This is a genomic window from Sporichthyaceae bacterium (genome assembly GCA_036493475.1).
Classification (GTDB): domain Bacteria; phylum Actinomycetota; class Actinomycetes; order Sporichthyales; family Sporichthyaceae; genus DASQPJ01.
Genome location: DASXPS010000042.1, coordinates 1 through 1,833 on the forward strand (window position 1 = coordinate 1; position 1,833 = coordinate 1,833).

Sequence of the window (1,833 nt, forward strand, 5' to 3'; positions counted from 1 at the left end):
CGATCCGGCGGCGGGATGGCACCACCCTGCCGCCGCCCCATGACCAACCCGTCCACCCGTGACAGCGCGGCTGCGGCGTAGCGGGCGAGGGGTGTGCTTCGTGGCCAAGGATGAGCACGTGGAGACCTCACGGGTGGAAGCATTCATCCCTGAAGGAGAGGGGCCGTGTCAACTCCGCTCGAGGGGTTTGATCGTTTTCTTTCTGCTCTTTGTCGTGTTTTGGGCGCGTTCGGTTAAGGCGGCGCTGTCAGGGATCGGCCGGAGGCCGACCGCGTAGCGGCCGAAGGTCCTTGACCGCGCCGCCGCCGGACGCATCATGGTGACGGCGGAGAGGTAGTTGTTCTTGCCTGGTTCGCGCCGGCTGTTGGTGGTTTGGGTCGGTGGTCACCTGTTTCTTTGCCGAGCGGGTTGATCGTGGTGGTGTCCGGACGCGGCGCTCCAGTTGAGGTTCCCCACGTGATGGTCACGCCCCGTGTGGGGGTGGCATTCATCCCTTCGCCGCGCGGTGACGGCATGGTGCGAAACGACCGGTGGGTAGCCCGGGCGGGATCAATCAGTGGGGACGACCACGCCAAAGGAGGGGGTCAGAATGCTCACGACCCGCGCCCGGACCAGGTGACGGTGGCGACGATCATGCCGCCAGCCGACGGATGTGGTGATCGCGCAGCCCGTAGAACACGCACTCGACGAGCTCGCGGGCGGCGGCCACCTTGGCCTGGTTGCGGCCGCGACGTTCGGCCACGGCGTCGCGGAAGGCGCCAAGGCGGGTGTGCGGCCCGACGCGTTGCACGGCCTCGATCGCGGCCCAGCGCACGAGTTTCGAGCCCATCTTTGTGATCCGCCCGCGGTGGATCTTCGTGTCGGACTGGTGGTGCTTCGGGGTCAGGCCGGCCCAGCTGCTCAGTTGCGCTGCCCGGCTGAACCGGCCGATGTCGCCGATCTCGGCGACGAACACCGCGCCCAGGATCGGCCCCACCCCGGGGATCTGCTGGATCGCGCGGTAGCCGGGGTCGGCGCGCAGCCGGGCGGTGACCAACCCGGCGAAGGTGTCGATCTCGAACTCGCAGGCCTCGATCAGCCGCAACGCCGAGTTCACCTTCGCGCGCATCGCCGCCGGCAGGTTGACCCGCTCCAGCCAGTCCCGCCCACTCGGGGCGAAGATGTCGCTGCTGGCCACCGGCACCCCGGCGCCGGCGAGCACCGCGTGTATCTGGCACTTGAGGTTGGTGCGCAACCCGACCAGCTTGGCCCGGTGGCGCACCAGCTCGCGCAGCTCGCGGCACTGCGGTGGAGCAATCCAGGCTTCCGGAAGCCGACCCATCCGCAACAAATCGGCTAGATCCGCAGCGTCACGCTCATCGTTCTTGACCCGACGATAGGCGAACCCCTTGACCCCCAACGGGTGCGCCAGGTGCACCGACGCGCCCAGCTCGGCCAGGGTGTCCGCGGCCCAGTACCACCCGTAGCACGCCTCCAGCACCACTTCCGGGGCGTCCCCGGCACGCGACATCACTCCCCGCAGGTACTCCGGATCGTTGCTGATCCGCGTCGTCTCCAGCAGCTCACCGTCCTCGGTCATCCGTACCAGCACCGACCGGCGCCGATGCAGATCGATTCCCACGAACTGCCGTCCCGCGTACTGTTCGCTCACAGGGCCTCCCTTGTCGTTCGAGTGAGCCAACCCCGAGCTTTCCGGGGACCCACGAGGAGCGGAGGCCCCGCTCCTTCATCGCATCAGCCGGTCAGTTGACCTGCAGTTGAGCCGCCGGTGGCCGGGGCCGCTCGGTGATGTGGGTGTGTCGATCACGGCGTGATCGTCTGGTGTGCGCTTTG

At 68.2% G+C, this 1,833-nt stretch carries 1 protein-coding gene; it reads right to left on the reverse strand.

What is annotated here, in order from left to right; all coding sequences use genetic code 11:
* Positions 1-631: 631 nt before the first annotated feature.
* On the reverse strand, positions 632-1,651 hold the full coding sequence (locus VGJ14_04550; protein ID HEY2831672.1) for an IS110 family transposase: 1,020 nt from the start codon (positions 1,649-1,651) through the stop codon (positions 632-634).
* Between the last annotated feature and the right edge of the window lie 182 nt (positions 1,652-1,833).